Annotated in this window: 18 protein-coding genes and 1 tRNA gene; 7 read left to right on the top strand and 12 right to left on the bottom strand. The window is 35.4% G+C overall.

Going from position 1 to position 19,383, the window contains the following annotated elements; genetic code table 11:
* The first annotated feature begins 369 nt into the window (after positions 1-369).
* A complete protein-coding gene (locus AAGD39_RS00255) occupies positions 370-1,692 on the top strand; it encodes a porin (protein ID WP_341756670.1) in 1,323 nt (440 codons plus the stop codon).
* 273 nt (positions 1,693-1,965) lie between these two features.
* On the opposite strand, the gene AAGD39_RS00260 is transcribed toward AAGD39_RS00255, so the two are convergent.
* The 6 genes from AAGD39_RS00260 to AAGD39_RS00285 all read right to left on the bottom strand — a co-directional run bounded on the left by AAGD39_RS00260 (position 1,966) and on the right by AAGD39_RS00285 (position 6,426).
* Entirely contained in the window at positions 1,966-2,628 is a 663-nt protein-coding gene (locus AAGD39_RS00260) for a hypothetical protein (RefSeq protein WP_341756671.1), read from the bottom strand.
* Between the two features lie 68 nt (positions 2,629-2,696).
* Positions 2,697-3,365, bottom strand: coding sequence for a glutathione S-transferase family protein (locus tag AAGD39_RS00265; protein ID WP_341756672.1), 669 nt, complete (start codon positions 3,363-3,365; stop codon positions 2,697-2,699).
* A 14-nt stretch (positions 3,366-3,379) separates the two neighbouring features.
* Positions 3,380-4,477, bottom strand: a complete 1,098-nt coding sequence (gene ychF, locus AAGD39_RS00270; protein WP_341756673.1) for a redox-regulated ATPase YchF — start codon at positions 4,475-4,477, stop codon at positions 3,380-3,382.
* Positions 4,474-4,899, bottom strand: a complete 426-nt coding sequence (locus AAGD39_RS00275; RefSeq protein WP_341756674.1) for a GNAT family N-acetyltransferase — start codon at positions 4,897-4,899, stop codon at positions 4,474-4,476. Before AAGD39_RS00275 ends, ychF begins: the two co-directional genes overlap by 4 nt.
* 2 nt (positions 4,900-4,901) lie before the next feature.
* Positions 4,902-5,525, bottom strand: a complete 624-nt coding sequence (gene pth, locus AAGD39_RS00280) for an aminoacyl-tRNA hydrolase (protein WP_341756675.1) — start codon at positions 5,523-5,525, stop codon at positions 4,902-4,904.
* Positions 5,526-5,814: 289 nt separating this feature from the next.
* Positions 5,815-6,426: a 50S ribosomal protein L25/general stress protein Ctc gene (locus AAGD39_RS00285; protein WP_341756676.1), complete on the bottom strand. Its 612-nt coding sequence runs from the start codon at positions 6,424-6,426 to the stop codon at positions 5,815-5,817.
* Positions 6,427-6,562: 136 nt separating this feature from the next.
* Here AAGD39_RS00285 and AAGD39_RS00290 point away from each other — a divergent pair, with 136 nt between their 5' ends.
* The 6 genes from AAGD39_RS00290 (at position 6,563) to AAGD39_RS00315 (ending at position 12,528) form a co-directional block, all read left to right on the top strand.
* Positions 6,563-8,923, top strand: coding sequence for a WH2 domain-containing protein (locus tag AAGD39_RS00290; protein WP_341756677.1), 2,361 nt, complete (start codon positions 6,563-6,565; stop codon positions 8,921-8,923).
* A 377-nt stretch (positions 8,924-9,300) separates the two neighbouring features.
* Entirely contained in the window at positions 9,301-9,471 is a 171-nt protein-coding gene (rpmG, locus tag AAGD39_RS00295; RefSeq protein WP_094649033.1) for a 50S ribosomal protein L33, read from the top strand.
* 16 nt (positions 9,472-9,487) lie between these two features.
* The gene (gene rpsP, locus AAGD39_RS00300) at positions 9,488-9,823 is read left to right on the top strand and encodes a 30S ribosomal protein S16 (RefSeq protein WP_341756678.1); all 336 of its coding nucleotides are present in this window, start codon (positions 9,488-9,490) and stop codon (positions 9,821-9,823) included.
* A gap of 104 nt (positions 9,824-9,927) precedes the next feature.
* Positions 9,928-10,002: transfer RNA gene (locus tag AAGD39_RS00305), tRNA-Thr, on the top strand.
* 15 nt (positions 10,003-10,017) lie between these two features.
* Positions 10,018-11,772, top strand: a complete 1,755-nt coding sequence (locus AAGD39_RS00310) for an ABC transporter ATP-binding protein (protein ID WP_341756679.1) — start codon at positions 10,018-10,020, stop codon at positions 11,770-11,772.
* Positions 11,773-12,021: 249 nt separating this feature from the next.
* Positions 12,022-12,528, top strand: a complete 507-nt coding sequence (locus AAGD39_RS00315) for a DNA-3-methyladenine glycosylase (RefSeq protein WP_341756680.1) — start codon at positions 12,022-12,024, stop codon at positions 12,526-12,528.
* On the opposite strand, the gene AAGD39_RS00320 is transcribed toward AAGD39_RS00315, so the two are convergent.
* The 6 genes from AAGD39_RS00320 to atpG form a co-directional block, all read right to left on the bottom strand.
* Positions 12,517-13,980 (bottom strand): hypothetical protein, encoded by a 1,464-nt coding sequence (locus AAGD39_RS00320; RefSeq protein ID WP_341756681.1) that lies wholly within the window; start codon positions 13,978-13,980, stop codon positions 12,517-12,519. The two genes, AAGD39_RS00315 and AAGD39_RS00320, sit on opposite strands and share 12 nt — an antisense overlap.
* A gap of 88 nt (positions 13,981-14,068) precedes the next feature.
* Positions 14,069-15,622 (bottom strand): protein translocase subunit SecD, encoded by a 1,554-nt coding sequence (gene secD / locus AAGD39_RS00325; RefSeq protein WP_341756682.1) that lies wholly within the window; start codon positions 15,620-15,622, stop codon positions 14,069-14,071.
* Between the two features lie 2 nt (positions 15,623-15,624).
* Positions 15,625-16,032, bottom strand: a complete 408-nt coding sequence (yajC, locus tag AAGD39_RS00330) for a preprotein translocase subunit YajC (protein ID WP_341756683.1) — start codon at positions 16,030-16,032, stop codon at positions 15,625-15,627.
* Between the two features lie 275 nt (positions 16,033-16,307).
* A complete protein-coding gene (atpC, locus tag AAGD39_RS00335) occupies positions 16,308-16,703 on the bottom strand; it encodes an ATP synthase F1 subunit epsilon (protein ID WP_341756684.1) in 396 nt (131 codons plus the stop codon).
* A 13-nt stretch (positions 16,704-16,716) separates the two neighbouring features.
* On the bottom strand, positions 16,717-18,150 hold the full coding sequence (gene atpD, locus AAGD39_RS00340; RefSeq protein WP_341757270.1) for a F0F1 ATP synthase subunit beta: 1,434 nt from the start codon (positions 18,148-18,150) through the stop codon (positions 16,717-16,719).
* A 350-nt stretch (positions 18,151-18,500) separates the two neighbouring features.
* On the bottom strand, positions 18,501-19,382 hold the full coding sequence (gene atpG / locus AAGD39_RS00345) for an ATP synthase F1 subunit gamma (protein ID WP_341756685.1): 882 nt from the start codon (positions 19,380-19,382) through the stop codon (positions 18,501-18,503).
* Position 19,383: the final 1 nt, after the last annotated feature.

The raw sequence follows: 19,383 nt of genomic DNA on the forward strand, positions 1-19,383 counted from the left end.
ACTTAGTATGGTTCTATAAATGGTAATTTTGCCATTTAGTTAAGTATATTTATGTAGCAATCACAGTTATTTGCAAGTTATTAGTTACATGATGATTTATCTTATGTTATAATATCAAGTGGAAAATTGCTCTGTATCTAGACACTGTTAACAAAGCTTATTTGATTGATGAATTAATGGATTTTTTAGCGAAAATTAATAAGATTTTTGCCGGAATAGTATACCTATTTCAAAAAAATCTTATAATTTGCAGCAAAAAAGACTTTATTCGCCAATTAAATAAGCTTTGTTAACAGTGTCTAGGTATAGACAAACACAAATATAAATGAATCTAAAATAGATTAAGTGAATCAAAAATAAGGTATTACAATGAAAAAATTGATAATGTTACTCTGTTGTTCTTGCTTTTCAAGCATGGCCTTTGCTAGTGGTTGTGTTACCCCAGCTGATGCAGCCTCAGATACGGAAATAAAGTTAGAAGGATTTTTTGGTTTCCAATCTGGTTATAGAAATCAGAGAAAATTGTCAGGGACAAGTAAAAATATTACTGATAATAATAAAAATCTTGCATTTTATACTGAAGCTGCTTTTATGGCTACTGTTAAGCAAGAAGTGAATGATATGACAGCTGGAGCTAAAATAGTTTTACTAACAACAACTAAACCCAAACTTTCTGCAGGTTATAATGGTTCTCATATTTTCTTAGAAACAGATTATGGTAAAGTGGAGTTAGGGTCTCCTCATGACGCTGGTTCTAACATGAGTATTACTGCTACTGGAGTTGCGGCAACTGCAGTAGCAGCGAGTGGTTTTGGTTGGGCTAAGTTTGCAGTACTAGATGATGATAATATGAAGTACCAAGGTCTAACGCCAGACTTTGACACTATCCCCGGTATTTTTCACATAAGTTCGTCCTGCAATAGCTTTGATGACATAAGTAGTAAAACAGAGGCGTCTAGAAAAATTTCTTACTATACACCGGAAATGCAAGGTTTTCAGTTTGGTATTTCTTATATTCCTGATTCAGCAAATACTGGTGGTAATCGTGGTCTAAAAAATTTAGATGATAAAGGTTTTAGTAAATTAAGTTCTGGTATAAATAAAGTAACATTACTAGGTGTAAATGGTGCTAAAGGCAATCAGGTGATTATAAATCAGAATGTCAAAGATGCGGTTTCTGCTGGGATATCCTATAAATATGAAATTAATGATGTATCAGTACAAATGGCTGTCACAGGAGAATATGCTAAACCAGCTAGTAAGATTATAGTACTAGATCCCAATGACAATGTATTATCTAGTAATAAGCTATCAAATCTAGCTGCTTACAATTTAGGGGCAGTCTTTACTTATGGTAATGTTTCTTGTGCAGCTTCTTATGGTAGTTTAGGTAAAAGTTTGACTTCAAAAATTTATCATAAAGTTGGTCGTAACACGCAATACTATAATGGAGCAATTGCTTATGGTCAAGGTCCTATGAAAACAAGTGTTTCCTATTTTAGATCGCTAAAGTATAAAAATACTGTTGATACAATAAGTCTTGGTACTCAATATTTAGTAACACCAGGACTATTGCCTTATGCTGAAATATCTTATTTCCAAGCTAAAGGTAAACCAGTTTATTGTGTTGAAGCTCCTAAAACGAAGACTAGAGGTGCTGTTGCTCTTATTGGTGCAAGGCTTAAATTCTAACTTTGTTCTAACACTACAGTTGTAGATTTCAAAAACTAGAAACTATATTGTAAAGAAAATCCTCAAATTTTCTATAATTTATTCAGTCTACAACTGTAGTGCTAAGTTATAAGAACGAACAACCGTCATCGCGAGCCACGAAGTGGCGTGGCGATCCAAAAAGCAGCGGGCTGTTGTGCAACTTTTGGATTGCTTAGTCGTGCTTATGCATTTTTAGCAATGACGTCAATTTACTATGACTCCTCGCAACGACGTCAGTTTGCCACAGAGTAGTTACTTAGCCATTGATTGTTGAGTCCCTTTACCCATAGCAGCATTTTTTATTGCCGATCCTAGATTAACAACACTCTTTGCAGCTTCTCCTACGACTATAGCATTGTTTAAACTACTTTTAACTATAGTACTAACTACCTTGCATAAACATTTTATTACATCCACCACTGCGTTGAGAATTTTATTATTTTTGATATAATTAACAGGTTCCTCAAATATCTTTTCAATTTTCTTCAGTTGATCCTTAGCAAATTTCTCTAGTCGTCCAATTGGGCTGTTCTCGTATTGTTCAGCACTTCTTTGGTCAGCAAAATCTCTTATAGGGGCACCAGGTACTGTTTCATTATATTCTTTATATTCTTTTATATCTTTACTTGCCTTGTCAAATCCTTCTTTAAAATCTTGTAAAAGATTTTGTGCCTTTTCACCTTGAAGTTTGTCCAATCCTTTTAATTGTTTAACACCTTTTAATTCTTTTTCTGCTGCTTCTAAAAGCCCTGCAACTTTGTCCAAAGCTGCATTTATATCTCCTAAAGAATTCGTTTTACTATTATCTAAACCATGTTTCTGCCGATAACCTGGGTCTTGCAGATTTGCCTTAATCTCCTCTTTACTCATAGGCAGAAAAGAATCTAGTTTATTTTTATTTATCGGATCAGTCATAATCTTCTCTATATTTAATTAAAACCTTCAGTGAAAATTCTAGCAGAAAATTTCCTTTATCTCAATCATTAAAAATCTAAATCGGCATAGCATGTTGGTGGTGTAAAACCTGGTATTTTGTCGTGTAATAGAAAACGAAAGCTAGGTCTAGATTTGATGATTGCATACCAATGACGAATAGACGGCCATTTATCCCAGTTAATTTCACCGAAATAATCTAGAACTGATATATGACAGGCAGCAGCTATATCTGCACAGCTTAAGGAATTTGAGGCAATAAAGCTACGTAGCTCCAATAAACTGGACATATAGGTTAAATGGTGTGATAGATTATTTTTTGCTGCCCTAAGAAAATCGGTTCTAGGACCACCTAATTGGCAGGATGACCTTACTATTTTTTCATCGATAATAATTTTTGTTACTTCGCGGTAAAATTTCTCATTAAACCAACTGAGTAATCGACGGATTTCGCATCTAATATTAAATTCTTCGTCCATAAAATTAAAATTTGGATATTTTTCATGAAAATACTCAGTGATCGGATAGATTCCTGCTATAATTAAATTGGATGCCTCTTGTAAGACCGGTATCGTCCCCGCCGGATTTAAAGACAAAAATTCCTGATTCCTCTGCCAGTAATCCTCTTTAACCATAGTAAATTGAACATCTAGCTCTTTTAATAACACCCGAACCTGACGCGACAATGGACAAATAGGATAATGATATAATTTCCTCAATTAACTACCCTTCTTTAAACATTAAACCTAAAATGTACCACATCCCCATCCTGCATTTTATATTCCTTCCCCTCTAAACGCATTTTACCCATTTCTTTGGCTTTTACTTCCCCATTAAACTTTATATAATCCTGATAGCTAATAACTTCAGCCCGGATAAAACCTTTCTCAAAATCAGTATGAATAATCCCGGCTGCCTTGGGAGCCAGCGTACCATTACTAAAAGTCCAAGCATGGGTTTCTTTTGGGCCAACAGTAAAAAAGCTTTTTAGATCTAATAAATTATACATTTCTTTTATAATTTTACTCAGCCCTGTTTCCACAAGCCCTATACTATTCAAGAACTCAATTTTTTCTTCTTTACTTTCCAAAACTGCAATATCTGCTTCAATTTTTGACGAGATGAGAACATGTTTTGCTCCTTCTTCTTCAGCCTTTCTTGCTACAAGCTCAGTAAGTTTATTGCCAGTAATTGCATCATTTTCCAAGACATTACAAGCATATAAAACTGGCTTAGAAGTCAATAATTGCAATTGATCTAAAGCCTCTTTACTATAAGTCCCAATCATGCTACGGACTGTTTTACCCATTGCGAGAGTTGCTTGAATTTCTTTTAATAATTCTACTTGCTCTTTTAAAGCTTTATCGCCTGTTTTCAAACGTTTTTCAGAATTTGTTAAGCGTTTTTCTACCGATTCAAGATCTGCTAAAATTAATTCTGTTTCTATTATCTCAGCATCATATATTGGATCGATCTTATTATGCACATGAGTAATATCTACATCCTCAAAGCAACGTAGTACGTGCAAAATAGCATCAACCTCTCGTATGTGAGATAAAAACTTATTACCCAGTCCTTCACCTTTACTCGCCCCTTTTACCAAACCGGCAATATCGACAACTTCTATATAAGTAGGAATAATTTTAGTAGAATTAGCAATAGCTGCCAACTCATTTAGCCTATCATCCGGTACTGATACTATAGCAGAATTTGGCTCTATAGTGCAGAAAGGATAATTAGCTGCTTCTGCTGCAATACTAGAAGTTAAAGCATTAAATAAAGTTGATTTTCCTACATTTGGTAAACCAACAATACCACATCTTAGTGTCATAAATCTTTCCTTAAATAATATCCTTCCGAATCTTTATCATATCCCCTTCTTGTAAACTCTAATTTAAACCCTAATTTTTCATAAAATGGTCTGGCTTGCCAATCGGTAGTATTTAAAGTCATAAATTTACAATTACGTTCTCGTGCTAGATTTTCTGCCTTGGACATTAGTAAAGTACCGTGATTCTGACCTCGAAAATCTTCAGAAACCCATAACGTATCAACGTATAAACAACCATAAATAAGTACACCTTTTATACCAGCGACAAAGTTTTTATCATTATCAAAACACGAGAAGGAAAATGATTGGACAGCATCAAGACCCTTCTTGTTTTTAGCAAGTTCATCTAACCCATCCTGCATTATCTTTGAATATTGTGCATCCATATCATCTGCATAGACACAAGTTAATTGTTGTTTCATATTTAAACGATGCTCCTTTTAAACTCTTCCATTTCACCTGAAAGCAATAAATGGAAATTATTAATTATTACCTCAATGGAATTAACAATAATTTTATACTCTTCTTTAGAAAAAGCAGATAAGACGTAATCCGATACATCATCTTTAGCAACCGGTCTTCCTACCCCAATTCTGATACGGTGATAATCATTTCCTATACACTGACCCAATGATTTTAGACCATTATGTCCACCACTACCACCAGCCAATTTATATTTTATTCTACCAGTTTCTAAATCTATATCATCATGTAAAACGAAAATATTTGGTGGTTTGATATTATAGTAAGAACATATTGCTTGTACTGCTTTACCGGACAGATTCATGTAAGTCAGAGGCTTTGCTAATAGTAATTTATGCCCCTCTATTGTCCCTTGTGCAAGTTCTGCATGAAATTTAACTTTGGTATTCCAAGAAATTTTATAATATTCTGATAAATAATCAATAGCTATGAAGCCAACATTATGGCGAGTATTTTGATATTCCTTGCCAGTATTTCCCAACCCTACAACAAGTATACTATTCTGCTTTGAAGGATTGGTTCCACCAATAATTGAGGGATATTCACACGTTTTTGATAGTGTCATTTTCACGACCTTTTGTCATTCCGCAACTTTTTGTCAGCAAGGAAGCCGCCGTCATTGTCACTGCGAGGAGACCTAAGGTAGACAAAGCAATCCAAATTTAATCGTTTTCCTGGATTGCTTCGTTGGCTCACGCCTACTCGCAATGACGAAAATACTTTTACCTAGGCGTCATTGCGAGAAGCCGCTTTAGCGGCGACGAAGCAATCCAAAGTGACCAGAAATGGATTACTTCGTCGTAGCAATACTACTTCCTCGCAATGACGCCAACTACTTTAATGATGCCAGCTAATTATTTTGTTTTCACTTCTTCAGTTGCAGTTTCTTCACTTTCTGCCTTACTACCTTTACGCCCAATGATAGTAGCAATAATAAAATCGTTTTTACTAGCTAGCTGAGTTCCTTCAGGTAATTTAATGCCTTTAGCTTTTAAAGACTGACCTATTAGCATATTAGTAACATCAATATTAACATTTCTTGGTATATTATTGACATCACATAAAAGAGTTATAGTTCTTTTTATAATATTAAAGAACCCACCCCTTTTAACTCCCAAAGCTCTTTCTTTACCTTCATAAACTATTGGTACTTCCATCCTTTGGGTTTTTTCCTCTAAATGGACAAAGTCAACATGCCTAACTATGTCAGTAATAGGATGCAATTCCACAGCTTTTGGTAACACTTTATGCGTTTTACTACCTACTTTAATTTGAACAATTGTTGATATAAAGCCAGGTTTTCTATAATGCTTAGTTATTTCTTTCTCTTCAATAGAGACGGAAAGTGGCTCTTTATTTGCTCCATAAACCACAGCTGGAATCATACCTTTCCTGCGTAACTCTCTTGCGACTCCTGTCCCAAATTTCTCCCGCATTTCCGCTGCAAGTTCTAATAATTCACTCATCTTTTTCTCCCAAGAGCTTTTAATAATACGGGGTAATGATAGTATTAAATGCTAAAAAATTCAAGTATTAATTTGACAAGATGCTTGACTATTGTTTACTATGGATATTCATAATAAAGTTATAAGAGGGTATCGTATGTCGAAAGATAAAGATCAACAAATAGAAACTGTTTTATTAAAAGAAGCAGATGCATTAACAAAGATGCAGGATGCTATAGGGGGGCTTCTAGAGGCTAATCAACGACTAGATAATAGTAGACAGCTAAAGGAAGAAGTGGATAGGTTAAAGAAAGAATCACCATCTTTACCTTGGTTTAAAAGACTTGTACATATTATTCCTCAAATAAAATATCTTTTTATAAAAAATGATGAACAAATTGCTGCAGAGAGGAGGGAAATAAACAGAGAGGTACTCACATATGTTGACGGTACATTAAAGAGAATAGGAGAAAAATCTTCATCTTTACAAGTAGTCATAGATAAAGAATTACAAGCAGGTTTAGATAAGGTTCTTCAAAAAGATTTATTGCCAGAACAAATGGCAAAAGTAGCAGAATTACAAAAAGAATTAAACAGGTTGGCTGTATCCCAAGACAAATTTAGGGAGATTGTACCAAAAGTTTATAATGCTAATGAAGCTGTAGCATTAATGCGAGAAAGAACCCAACTAACACAAATACAAAAAGACATAGCCAAGCTGGTAGATGCTAACGATAAAGTTCAAGGGTTGCTTGCTATAAAGCAACAATTAGCAGCATTGCGACAAGAATTACCTGTAACTTGGCTAGAAAGCCTTAAACAAGTTGTAGCAAAAATCAAGCATGTTTTTGTAAGTACTCCGGCAGAAATTTTAAAAGAGACCGTAGCCAAAAACAATGCAGTCTTAAAAAATGTTGATAGTGCTTTAAAATTCACTGGTAAGAACATAGAAGAGTCAACATTAGCTAGAAAAAATAAGTTACATAAAGAATTAGAGAATTTAAAAGGAAGGAAGCTATCAGAAGAGCAATTAGACGCAGCAAACGCTTTAAGCAGTAAAATTGATTTGACTTTTTCCAAAGCAATTTCTGCTTCAGAACCATTACTTACTATGATTGGTCAAGAACCGGTTCAGTCTCAAGCCATCCACTCATCAATGCCTAATCCACGTCCAGTACCTCCACCACCTCCTTTAGCTAATGCGTCGTTACCGAACCAAGCTGCTCAGCAGCAACAAGAGGTTACAACGTCAATACCTCCAGCACCACCGCTTCCTTCCGGTGGTCTACACGGTACTCAGCAAGCAGAGGCGGGTTCTATACAACCACGACCAACACGTGAAGCACCTCCCCCCCCACCAACACGTACTACGTCGTTGCCGGATATAAACGTTCTGCAACCAGAGGAAAATACTAGACGAGCATCTATGTCGTCACCGGTAAAACGTAAGGCTCCAGCAACACCTGCTGCAGCAATGCAGAATCCAAACACCCCGCAACCAGAGGTTGTAGCAGCAGTAGCACCTCCACTACCACCTATACAGGCACCGGGTTTACAACAAGGGGTTCATCAAATAGAGGGATTTTCTTCTGTAGTAGCACCTCCACCATTACAACCTGCAGCAGATATTAATATACCAGCAGTTCCAGCGGCTCCACCACCACCTCCTCCGCCACCACCGCCATCATCACACACACCTGGCGAGAAGCAAGCTGAAGTCGCTCCACCGCCTCCTCCTCCGCCACTACCACCTGGTCAAGCTCAGAACCAAACAGAAGAGCAAGGGAATCGTCAGGCATTAGATTTAGAGGCAATTGCTGCAGGAGTGACGCTAAAGAAAGTAGCACCTGAAGAAAAACAACCAGTAACATCTGAGAATACAAAAACAGTAGATAAAAGTGATCTATTTGCTGAAATTAGGGGGGGTGGATTCAAACTAAAGTCAGCACAGGATAGAACACTAAAGCAACAAGTAAAGGACGAAGGAGATAAAGGAGCAGGGTCAACGGCTGAAGTACTGAAGAAAGCAATGGCTAATATATATCGAGCAACACACGGAGAAGATGATGATGACGATGAACAACAGCAAGATAATATGAGGCTTATTAAAGAGGATATTGTGAAGTTTATTGGCAATGCAAAGGTCGATGGAGATAGTCTTATTAATGAACTTCATAATAAATTTCCGGATGCTAAGAATATTAATAGCAAAGAAGAGCTAGTTGCATTTGTTAATAAAGATATTGATGAATGGGACGATGAGGTTGAGTTTAACAAACAAGGAAAAATCATCGAAAAGTTAGAGAAAATTAAAGAGAAGCATGACGCAGGTACCCTTGACTTATCAACCAAACCTGCTGTCGATGCACTAAAGGGAGAAATCCATACAGATGTGGTAGAAAAAGCAAAAGTTATTGGACAAAATATCCAGAAGACTGAGACTGTTGCAGGACAAACCAAACCACCGCTTCCTCCAGCTCCTCCCCCTAAAACTCGACCTGCAGGAAGTCAGCGTTAAGGGGTTACAACCACAACTGTCGAAAGTTATAAGAGGAAACGGTTTTAAGTAGGGTAACGTCATTGCGAGAAGACCGAAGGTCGACGAAGCAATCCATAAAAGTAACCATAAGTGGATTGCTTCGTCGGCTTACGCCTTCTCGCAATGATGGCATGGATTCCGTCCAAACCTATCAATGGACTTCGTCCATATATGACGCCTGGGGCTTGTGTACTATTCACAATAATGAGCTTGTACTTGTCTACAATTTTTAAATTGCTAAGGGTTAAGTGTAAGGTAATAATATAACCAAGAGGGCTATTTTGCTCTTGACTATTTGTTGACTTACTTTTATTATAATCGACAATTTGTAAATAATACAAAAAGGTTTGATAGTCGTGGCTAAAAAAAATAAGAATGTTTTGGTAAGGCTTGTTAGTACAGCTGGTACAGGGTATTTTCTAGTAAAGAAACGTAACCCTAAAACCCAAACTGAGAAGTTAGCATTTAAGAAATATGATCCGGTAGTTAGGAAACATGTTCCTTTTAAAGAAGAAAAGATTAAGTAGTGAAATAGTAGGGTATATGGCAACAAAAATTCGTTTGGCAAGAGGTGGAGCAAAGAAACGTCCTCATTATAGAGTGGTTGTAGCAAATGCAACGGCTCCTAGAGATGGTGACTTTTTGGAAAAGGTAGGTACTTATAATCCTATGCTTGTCAAAGGTGATGTAAATCGTGTAATTCTAAAATCTGATCGTATAGAGTATTGGTTAAGTACTGGTGCTCAACCTACAGATCGTGTTGCTAGATTTATTGAAGAAGCTGGTATAGCACTCCCAGCATCGATCAAAAAGAAAATGGAAATAAAAATTAAGAATCGTAAAATAAAACCTCCTAAGAAAGAGTCAAAAAAAGCTTAAGTAACATGCCGTCATTGCGAGAAGCCACTTTAGTGGCTACGAAGCAATCCACGAAAATTAATATAAGTAATGACATTAAAAGTCACACGAGTTTTTTCTTATTTGCCGGATTAGCTCAGTGGTAGAGCAACCGCCTTGTAAGCGGTAGGTCGTCAGTTCAAATCCGACATCCGGCACCAGCAAATAACAAAATTATGTTTGTAATACATAAGACAGTTCCTTGTAGATTTATCAACTACTTAAAGTTCTATAAATTAGATCTGGCAATTGTCATGTTGGCATTATTATGTGTGTCAATTTCATTGCTAGCAATAGGTGGGGCTTTCAGGCAGTTAATCGATAGCGGTTTAAAAGAAGATTATCTGCAATCAATCGATCAATCAATATCATATATTAGTGTTTTAATATTAGTTTTTAGTTTAGGCAGTTTTTTTCGTTCCTATTTCATCAATAATATTGCTGAAAAAATCGTGAGTACAATTAGGCAAGAAGCTTACAGTAATATAATTAATTTTGATATTGCTTGTTTTGAGGAACTTAAAATTGGTGATATTATCTCTCGCCTGAATGTAGATATAGAGCTTATCTCTAAGTTGATTGTCAATTTTCTCTCGTTTTTTGTTCGTAACTCAATAATGTTAATTGGTGGAATTATCTTAATGTTCTATCAGAGTCCTAAACTCGCTGCGATTGTCATTATTATTATACCATTATTATTGCTACCACTAATAAGATTTGGCAAATATGTACGAAATTTATCAAAAAATGTTCTCAAATCACAAGCCAATATTACCGCTAATTTAGAAGAGAGTGTATCAAATATTCGTGCAATACAAGCTTTTAATCAGCAGACAAATAAAATAGCAGCTTTCAATCAGCAAATTTCTGATTATTCACAACATGCGGCAAATCGATTAAAAATCCGTTCGGCATTTTTTGCTTTGGCTATTTCAGTTATATTATTCTCTATCACTATAGTTATATGGATAGGTAGCAGAGATATAGTGCAGGGTCATTTATCATCAGGTCAGATGATATCATTTATTTATTATGCTATCATTGCTGGTGTAAGTAGTGGAGGTATTTTTGAGCTTCTAAGTGAAGTACACTCATCTCTTGTAGCCTCGGAAAGGGTTTTTGCTCTTATAGATTATAGTGGCAAAAATCAACGTACAAATATTCCAATGAATGGTTATAAACTTCTTCCAGATCATTTGAGTATAGAGTTTGAGAATGTGAGCTTTGCCTACCCATCAAGGTTAAATAATTTAGTTATAGATGATCTTTTATTTAAGATAGAGCAAGGTAAGTTTATTGGTATAGTTGGCAGATCGGGTGCTGGAAAAAGTACCATTATGCAATTAATGTTAAAATTTTATTTTCCTGAGAAAGGAATAATTAGAATTGCTGGTCAAGATATATCAAAGACTCAAGATCATCAGATAAGACGTAAGATTGCCCATGTTCCACAAGATTCAAGTATTTTTTCTGGTACGATTAGGTCAAATATCACCTTTGCTAAACCTGATGCAAGTATAGAAGAAATAATAGAAGCAGCGAATAACGTTGGAATAATGGATTTTGTCCAAAATCTTAAAGAAGGACTAGATACTGAAATTGGTGAGAAGGGGATCAGATTATCTGGAGGACAAAAACAACGAATAGCTATCAGTAGGGCAATTCTATATAACCCAGAAATTTTACTCTTAGATGAAGCAATGAGTGCTTTAGATAGCGAGAATGAACAAAAATTACTGAATAAATTGCAAGAAATAATGAAAGGTAAAACTATATTATCGATTGCCCATCGTATTTCAAGTATAGAACAGGCTGATGAAATTCTGCTAATTGACCATGGAAAACTAATTGCCCGCGATACTCATGCTAGATTGCTAGAAAAATGTGAAATTTATAAAATAATTTGCCAAGAACAATCAATAAATTTGTAGAGATATAGATAACCCTTAGGGTATCCTGAGTCAATTAGAAAGGTAATTTATACAACTAATTCAGTTAAAAATTAACTATGTGACCAAAAAATGGACTATGCCCATTCCAAACTGGAATAAAGCTATGGTTCATTTGATGATTAAATTTGAGGATAGGCTTATCATAATTTAAAGATATAAGTGTCTAGTTAATCTCAATAAAAAATGTTATAATAGCCAATCTCTTATATCTTTTTACAATAGGCTAAGATGTCTACAATACTTCCAAAAACATTTTATGAAAGAAATACGCTTATTGTATCACAGGAACTACTTGGAAAGGTTCTGTGTTTTGGTAATATAGAAGCACGAATTATTGAAACAGAAGCTTATGTTGGAGAAGATGATCCCGCTTGTCATGCAGCCAAGGGGATAACGCCTCGTACAAGGCTTATGTATGGTCCTGCTGGTAATGCCTATATATATTTAATTTATGGTATGTATTATTGTTTAAATATAGTAACAGAAAAACTAGGGTTTCCAGCTGCTGTATTAATTAGAGGAGTGCATCAATATAAACCTTCACAAGTTTTACTTGATGGACCAGGTAAATTATGTCGTACCCTTGGAATTAATAAAACCCAAAATGGTCAAGATATGACTAGTAACAAATCCTTTTGTATTATTGACGTAGGTAAAACTCCTCAATTTATTACTACCCCTAGAATCGGCATTAGCAAAGGTACCGACAAACTTTGGCGTTATTTAGTAATCTAATTGATCAAACATATCCTGAACCCATTGCACTATTCCTCCAATTATCCCTATATCCTCTTCTTTTTTGATTTCTGGCATTGGAGGTATTAGTTCGGGGTATTTGCGAGTTTGAAACAATAATTGTTCAATAGAATACCCAGCTTCATTAGAACCTAGTAGATTTTGACTTTTCCATAATTCTGCTAGCAAGCACGCCATTTCAGAATGAATAGTTGGGACATCCTGTTTGGAACTAAAACCTACTCCTTCGATTTTAATATGATAACCTTGTTTATCTAATCCATATTCTTGTAATATGTTATTAACTTCTCTTTGAGTAGCAATTGTTTGGCGTTGAATATAAGGATTATTGCTGACAAATAAAATAACAAAATCTTTTTCTTCACCAAGCTCCCCGTTTAAAATCTTATTGACAAGAATCACTGCAGCGTCATAAGCAGTCGTAGCAGTATTAGGTCTTTCGTTATTCTTGCCCATTTCGGTATTTATTACTTTAGCAGAGCTTCTCTGATCCTTATTAAGGAAGTTATTTAATAAATCCTCACTCATCATGCTTTCTGTAAGTATCTTTTGGCCTGTATTCGCATAATTAGGATAGATTCTTCCAGGGAAGAGACCTTTGGGACATTTTTCTTTTGTTGTATATTGAATGAAGGGATTTGTTATATCTAAGGCAATATTATAACTTTTAGCAAGTGATTCAAGATATGTTTTTCCTTCCTCTGTGCGAGCTGAATCTTCTCCAACTAATAAAGAAGCATCTAATTTATGGATATCTCCTTTATCTTGCCATATTTTTAGCAATTTAGCATATGTATCAGGGTTAATGCCATCAATATTAGCCCATAATGGTCTTGCTCCGGCTAATACTAACACTGGTCCATTAACTTTAATTTGTTCTATTATTTTATTGTAATAAATTATCCGTGCCAATAAACCAATTCTAGATGCTCCAGCAATCCAGCTTTCAGCATATTCCTGATGCTGAGGCGATATTTCATCAATAAGCCCTAATTGTCTAGCCGCTTCAATATATTCGGATGCATATTTAGTCATCCAATCTTCACTGGTTAGTTCATTACGTTCCTGACCAACCTTACGATTAAATGCATTCTGTGCAACATATAGTAACCAATCTTCAACATATCGTATGTTTAGCTCATTAGTAGCTTTAAATAAATTCTTACGCAATAATTTAGCATCGAATTTGTCAGGATTAGTTTGATCAGCCCCAGATTTAATCAAATTTTTATAAATTGAAACAAATATTTTTTCTGGATGCCCAGTTCTGTCAAAACATACTAGATCATGCCATAATTTTTCTGGTTTTAAATATCCGGCTAGATGAAAAATCTTTAATAGAGCTCTTTGCTGAGCTGGGGCAGTAAAACCTAACTCCCTTAGCAGCCACTTCGAATTTAGAAGGTTCCGACGAACGTTTATAACCTTCATATGTAACACCAGTAATCATACCTGTTGCTATAACAGGCAGTACTATTCTGTTAAATAGTTTAGACATATCGTAAATCCCTTAGTTTAATTATAATCCTAGACTTTTTGGATTTTGGTACTTAATCCAAAGATCAATCAATAATTTAGTAATAATAATCGCAGAAAACATCGATGATATTATACCAATAGTTAGTGTTACTGCAAAGCCTTTTATAGCACCAACACCAAATATGAAAAGTAAAAATGCTGCTATCAAAGTTGTAACATTTGAATCAAGGATTGTCGCAAAAGCTGATTCAAACCCTGTCCTTATAGCATACAGGTTAGATGCACCTTTTTTAAGCTCTTCTCTTATTCTTTCATAAATGAGTACATTGGCATCAACTGCCATGCCAATCGTCAATATTATACCAGCAATTCCTGGTAAAGTCAATGTAGCTTGGAAAAGTGACAATAAAGCTAGAATATAGAGTAACGCTAGACTTAATGCTATATTAGCAAAAATTCCAAGAATTCCGTATGACCAAACCATGAATATCACCACACTAGCAAAACCAATCAAACCGGCTTTCTTCCCAGCCTCTATCGAGTCTGCTCCAAGATTTGGTCCGATGGTTCGTTCCTCTATTATTTTTAAAGGAGCTGGTAACGAACCGGCTCTAAGTAATAAGGCTAATTCATTAGCTGATTCAACAGTAAAATTACCTGAAATTATACCACTGCCTCCAAGAATTGGTTCATTAATTACTGGAGCACTCAATAATTTGTTATCAAGCACGATAGCAAGCCTCTTGCCAGAATTATTTTTGGTTATTTCTGCAAATAATTTGCTACCAAGATTATTAAAGGAAAAAGCAACAGCCGGTTGGGTATTTTGATTAAAAGAAGCTTGGGCAGTTATCAGTTGCTCACCACTAACAATAATTTTTTTCTTAACAACTACGTAATATTCTTTTTTATCTGAATTTTCTCCTTTAACCAAGATTGAGCCAGAAGGTAACCGTCCATTTACTGCTTCTTGTATGTTGGCAGTTTCATCAACTAAATGGAAGGTTAGTTTTGCCGTTTTACCAAGAATATTTTTCAGTTGTTGTGGATTTTCCTCACCTGGTACTTGGAGTAATATATGTTTATCACCTTGCCTTTGGATGTTAGGTTCTTTGGTACCTGTACTATCCACTCTCATTCTAATTATTTCAATTGATTGGGCAATTACCTTCTGTCTTAATTCGGCAAGTTTAAAATCACTATAACTAAGCTTAATATTAGCATTGTCGTTTTCTACAGTAATTTCTCGGTCGATTTTGCTTAAGATATTTTTTACTGTTTTGTAATCTTCTATATTTCTCAATTCAAACTGTACTTTGTGATCTTTAGCAATGAGGTTTCTATAGCCTACTTTATCTTCCCGTAAATATTTCCGTAAATGGTCGGTCAAATTTTCCATTGAATCATTTAAATAGGTATCAAAATCTACATCTAGTAATAGATGAGCCCCACCTCTTAAATCAAGACCAAGATTTACCTTATAGTTTGGCAATATTTTAGAATCTATAGTTGCAAAATTAGGTAAAGCACAAATGAATGCCCCCAACGTACACAAAATAGACAGGAATATTTTCCATTTAGCAATATTCTGCACCGTTACTTTCCTTTGTCTTTTTTACTTTTGTTAGCAGCCACAACTTCTTTTTTATGACGACTCGTAATATCAAGTATCGCAGATTTCAAAACTTTGATTCGTATATTTTCAGATATTTCAAGATCTATTGTGTTATCAGCATCGTTAATCTTGCTGACTATCCCAAAAATTCCGCTATTAGTTACTACTTCTTCTCCTTTTTTTACGCTACTCACCACACTTTCTTTCTTCCGACGACGCTTTTCTTGTGGTCTAATTAGAAAAAAGTAAAATACAATGAAAATTAATACCATCGGCACCATGCTAGTTAATACTGATTGCATAGATGATTCAGGGGCTGCTGGAACTACTTCTTCAGTTTCTTTGATTGATATTGTATCATCATCTGCATAAGCATTTTCTATAAACATAATTTATCTCCTGATATTTTTCTTATTATAATAAAAACAGTTATATTAACTGAATAGTGTGGTTAGTATCTTGGCATCATTGCGAGGAAAACTATAGGTTAACGAAGCAATTCAAAGAGTGATCAGAAATGGATTGCCACGACCACTCACGTGGTCTCGCAATGACAAGTTATAAAAGCCCATGTCATTGCGAGCTACGTAGTAGTCGTGGCAATCCATTTGTTCACTCTTTGAATTGCTTCGTAGCTGCCAAAGTAGCTCCTCGCAATGACGAGTTATAAACAAGTTAGCAAAGACTCGTACCTAGCTATATCTAATTTAATAATATCCTTTTTTGTATGGTCATTTTCTCCATTTATTTCTTTTTTTAACAATGTTATCTTTTCAACTATTTCATGAACTTGCAAGTTACTAGTATCAACAGCAAATTCAGTTACTATATTTACATTTGTTCCAGTAACTTCAGCTAACCCAGAATAGACGAAATACTTGAATACAGAATTACCTACTGTTATTTTTATCAAGCCAGCTTTTAGAGTGGCAATCAATAACTCATGACCAGGCAAGATACCAAACTCTCCTAGCTCTCCGGGCATTATCACCATATGAGATTCTTGGTCAAATACAATATTTGCCGGTGTTACAATTTTAACCCTAATTATTTTATCCACTCATGCCACCTAATTATGCTACTTTGGCTTTAAGTATTTCTGCTTTCTCTACTGCTTCGTCAATACTACCTATCATATAAAAAGCTGCTTCTGGTAAATGATCATATTTGCCAGAAACCAAATCATGAAATCCTTCAATAGTATCAGCTAAACTGACAAGTTTCCCAGCCATGCCTGTAAAGACTTCGGCAACATGGAAAGGTTGGGATAAAAATCGTTGAATTTTCCTCGCCCTGCTAACAGTTAATTTATCTGCTTCCGACAACTCATCCATTCCTAAAATAGCAATTATGTCTTGTAACGACTTATAGGTTTGTAAAACTTTTTGTACCTCACGAGCAACGGAGTAGTGCCTTTCTCCAACAATCGCTGGACTTAGCAATTGTGAACCGCTATCGAGCGGATCTACTGCCGGATAAATACCAAGCTCAGCAATTTGCCGACTAAGTACAGTTGTTGCATCCAAATGAGTAAAAGAAGCAGCTGGAGCGGGGTCAGTCAGATCATCTGCTGGCACATAAATAGCCTGTACTGAGGTAATTGATCCAAATTTTGTTGAAGTAATACGCTCTTGTAACTCCCCCATGTCAGTTGCGAGTGTTGGTTGATAGCCAACTGCCGAAGGTATTCTGCCTAAAAGAGCTGATACTTCGGAACCGGCTTGGGTAAATCGAAAAATATTATCAACAAAAAACAAGACATCATGTCCTTCATCTAAATCCCTAAAACTTTCGGCTATAGTCAGCCCAGTTAAAGCAACTCTAGCTCTCGCCCCAGGTGGTTCGTTCATTTGTCCATAAACCAGAGCTACCTTAGACTTTTTTGGATTCTTTAGATCAATTACATTGGAAGCAATCATTTCGTGATATAAATCATTACCTTCTCTCGTCCTTTCTCCAACCCCAGCGAAAACAGTATATCCTCCATGAGCTTTGGCGATATTATTAATAAGTTCCATAATTAATACTGTTTTTCCTACCCCAGCACCACCAAATAACCCAATTTTTCCTCCCTTTGAATAAGGAGCTAACAGATCAATGACCTTAATTCCTGTAACCAAAATATTTTTTTCAGTTGATTGGTCAACAAAATCAGGGGCTACCCGGTAAATTGAATCGTATTTAGTCGAATTAATTTTACCTCTTCCATCAATTGGCGTACCAATTACGTTCATTATACGCCCAAGGGTCTCCGTCCCAACAGGTACCTTAATGGTATCTCCGGTATCTACCACCTCTTGCCCTCTTACCAATCCTTCTGTTGGATTCATAGATATGCATCGAACAATATCATCTCCTATATGCTGTGATACTTCTAATACCACCTTTTCTCCATTATTATAGCACTCAAGTGCATTGAGAATCTTTGGCAATTTACCATCACTACTAAACTGCACATCGACTACAGCTGAGATAATCTGCACAATCTTGCCGATAGTCTTAGCAATAATTTCCGTCATATTTTACCTTATATATATTGTCTATCCTAAGTATTATAGTTCGTCTTTTTTAGATTGCCACGCTCACATACGTTCGCTCGCAATGACGTATATGTCTGCGATTCGTCATTGCGAGAAAGACCGTAGGTCGACGAAGCAATCCAATCCATATTTTTATTATTTTTTAGATTGCCACGCTCACATATGTTCGCTCGCAATGACGTATATGTCTGCGATTCGTCATTGCGAGAAAGACCGTAGGTCGACGAAGCAATCCAATCCATATTTTTATTGTTTTTAGATTGCCACGCTCACATATGTTCGCTCGCAATGACTAGCTATTCACCAACCTAATTAATTTATATAGCTTCTGCCCCTGCAATAATTTCAATCAAATCCCTAGTAATTAAATCTTGCCTAGATCTATTAAGTGTTAATGTTAACTTATTAATAAGCTCATTGGCATTTTTTGTTGCATTATCCATCGCTGTCATTCTAGCCCCCTCTTCACTAACTCTACTTTGTAGTAAAGCATAATTAATTTGTGCCGTTACATAAAGATTAATCATATTCAAGATAAGCCCTTCACCTTCGTATTGATAGCTTAAATATTGCTCATTTGCAGATAGCTGTTTTTCAATTGGTAATATTTGTTGTTTGGTTGCAATCTGGGTCATAGCATTTTTACATTTATTAAAATATATCTGACAACTGCTAATTTTAGAGCTATCTACCATCTCCATTATTTTATCTTTAATCTGAAATGCCAAATTATTATTATGATATTTGGGAAAATCAAAATAATTTTCAATATAATGGGAATATTGCCATTTGAACAGATCATAGCCCTTTTTGCCAATAATAATAAGCCTCACTTGTTTACCAGCATTTTCCAAATTTGCAATATCAAATTTCACCTGTTTGGATACTGAAAAATTAAAAGAACCACACAAACCGCGTTCCGAGGTAATTACCACCAGCAAATGTGGTCTATTCACCTCACTTGAATATAATTCTTCAGAAAAGAATTTTCTCTCTTCTTCAGTCATATTCTGCAAATTATTCCTAGAGGCTACATTAGACATTGTATTCCGTAAAATCTCAATATAATCTTCTGAATCCTTAATTTGGTTTTTAGCTTTAGTAAATTTGGTAGCCGAGACTATTTGCATAGCCTTAGTAATTTTTTGCGTTGATTTAACACTCTTAATACGAGACCTTAATTGTTTTAAACCTGACATA

The organism is Candidatus Tisiphia endosymbiont of Nemotelus nigrinus (genome assembly GCF_964026475.1).
In the GTDB taxonomy this organism is placed as follows: Bacteria; Pseudomonadota; Alphaproteobacteria; order Rickettsiales; family Rickettsiaceae; genus Tisiphia.

Bases quoted from the DNA above. Each gene is read 5' to 3' on its own strand.
- AAGD39_RS00255 (WP_341756670.1), top strand. From the start codon at position 370: ATGAAAAAATTGATAATGTTACTCTGTTGTTCTTGCTTTTCAAGCATG.
- AAGD39_RS00260 (WP_341756671.1), bottom strand. From the start codon at position 2,628: ATGACTGATCCGATAAATAAAAATAAACTAGATTCTTTTCTGCCTATG.
- ychF (WP_341756673.1), bottom strand. From the start codon at position 4,477: ATGACACTAAGATGTGGTATTGTTGGTTTACCAAATGTAGGAAAATCA.
- AAGD39_RS00275 (WP_341756674.1), bottom strand. From the start codon at position 4,899: ATGAAACAACAATTAACTTGTGTCTATGCAGATGATATGGATGCACAA.
- pth (WP_341756675.1), bottom strand. From the start codon at position 5,525: ATGACACTATCAAAAACGTGTGAATATCCCTCAATTATTGGTGGAACC.
- AAGD39_RS00285 (WP_341756676.1), bottom strand. From the start codon at position 6,426: ATGAGTGAATTATTAGAACTTGCAGCGGAAATGCGGGAGAAATTTGGG.
- AAGD39_RS00290 (WP_341756677.1), top strand. From the start codon at position 6,563: ATGTCGAAAGATAAAGATCAACAAATAGAAACTGTTTTATTAAAAGAA.
- rpsP (WP_341756678.1), top strand. From the start codon at position 9,488: ATGGCAACAAAAATTCGTTTGGCAAGAGGTGGAGCAAAGAAACGTCCT.
- AAGD39_RS00310 (WP_341756679.1), top strand. From the start codon at position 10,018: ATGTTTGTAATACATAAGACAGTTCCTTGTAGATTTATCAACTACTTA.
- AAGD39_RS00315 (WP_341756680.1), top strand. From the start codon at position 12,022: ATGTCTACAATACTTCCAAAAACATTTTATGAAAGAAATACGCTTATT.
- AAGD39_RS00320 (WP_341756681.1), bottom strand. From the start codon at position 13,980: ATGAAGGTTATAAACGTTCGTCGGAACCTTCTAAATTCGAAGTGGCTG.
- yajC (WP_341756683.1), bottom strand. From the start codon at position 16,032: ATGTTTATAGAAAATGCTTATGCAGATGATGATACAATATCAATCAAA.
- atpG (WP_341756685.1), bottom strand. From the start codon at position 19,382: ATGTCAGGTTTAAAACAATTAAGGTCTCGTATTAAGAGTGTTAAATCA.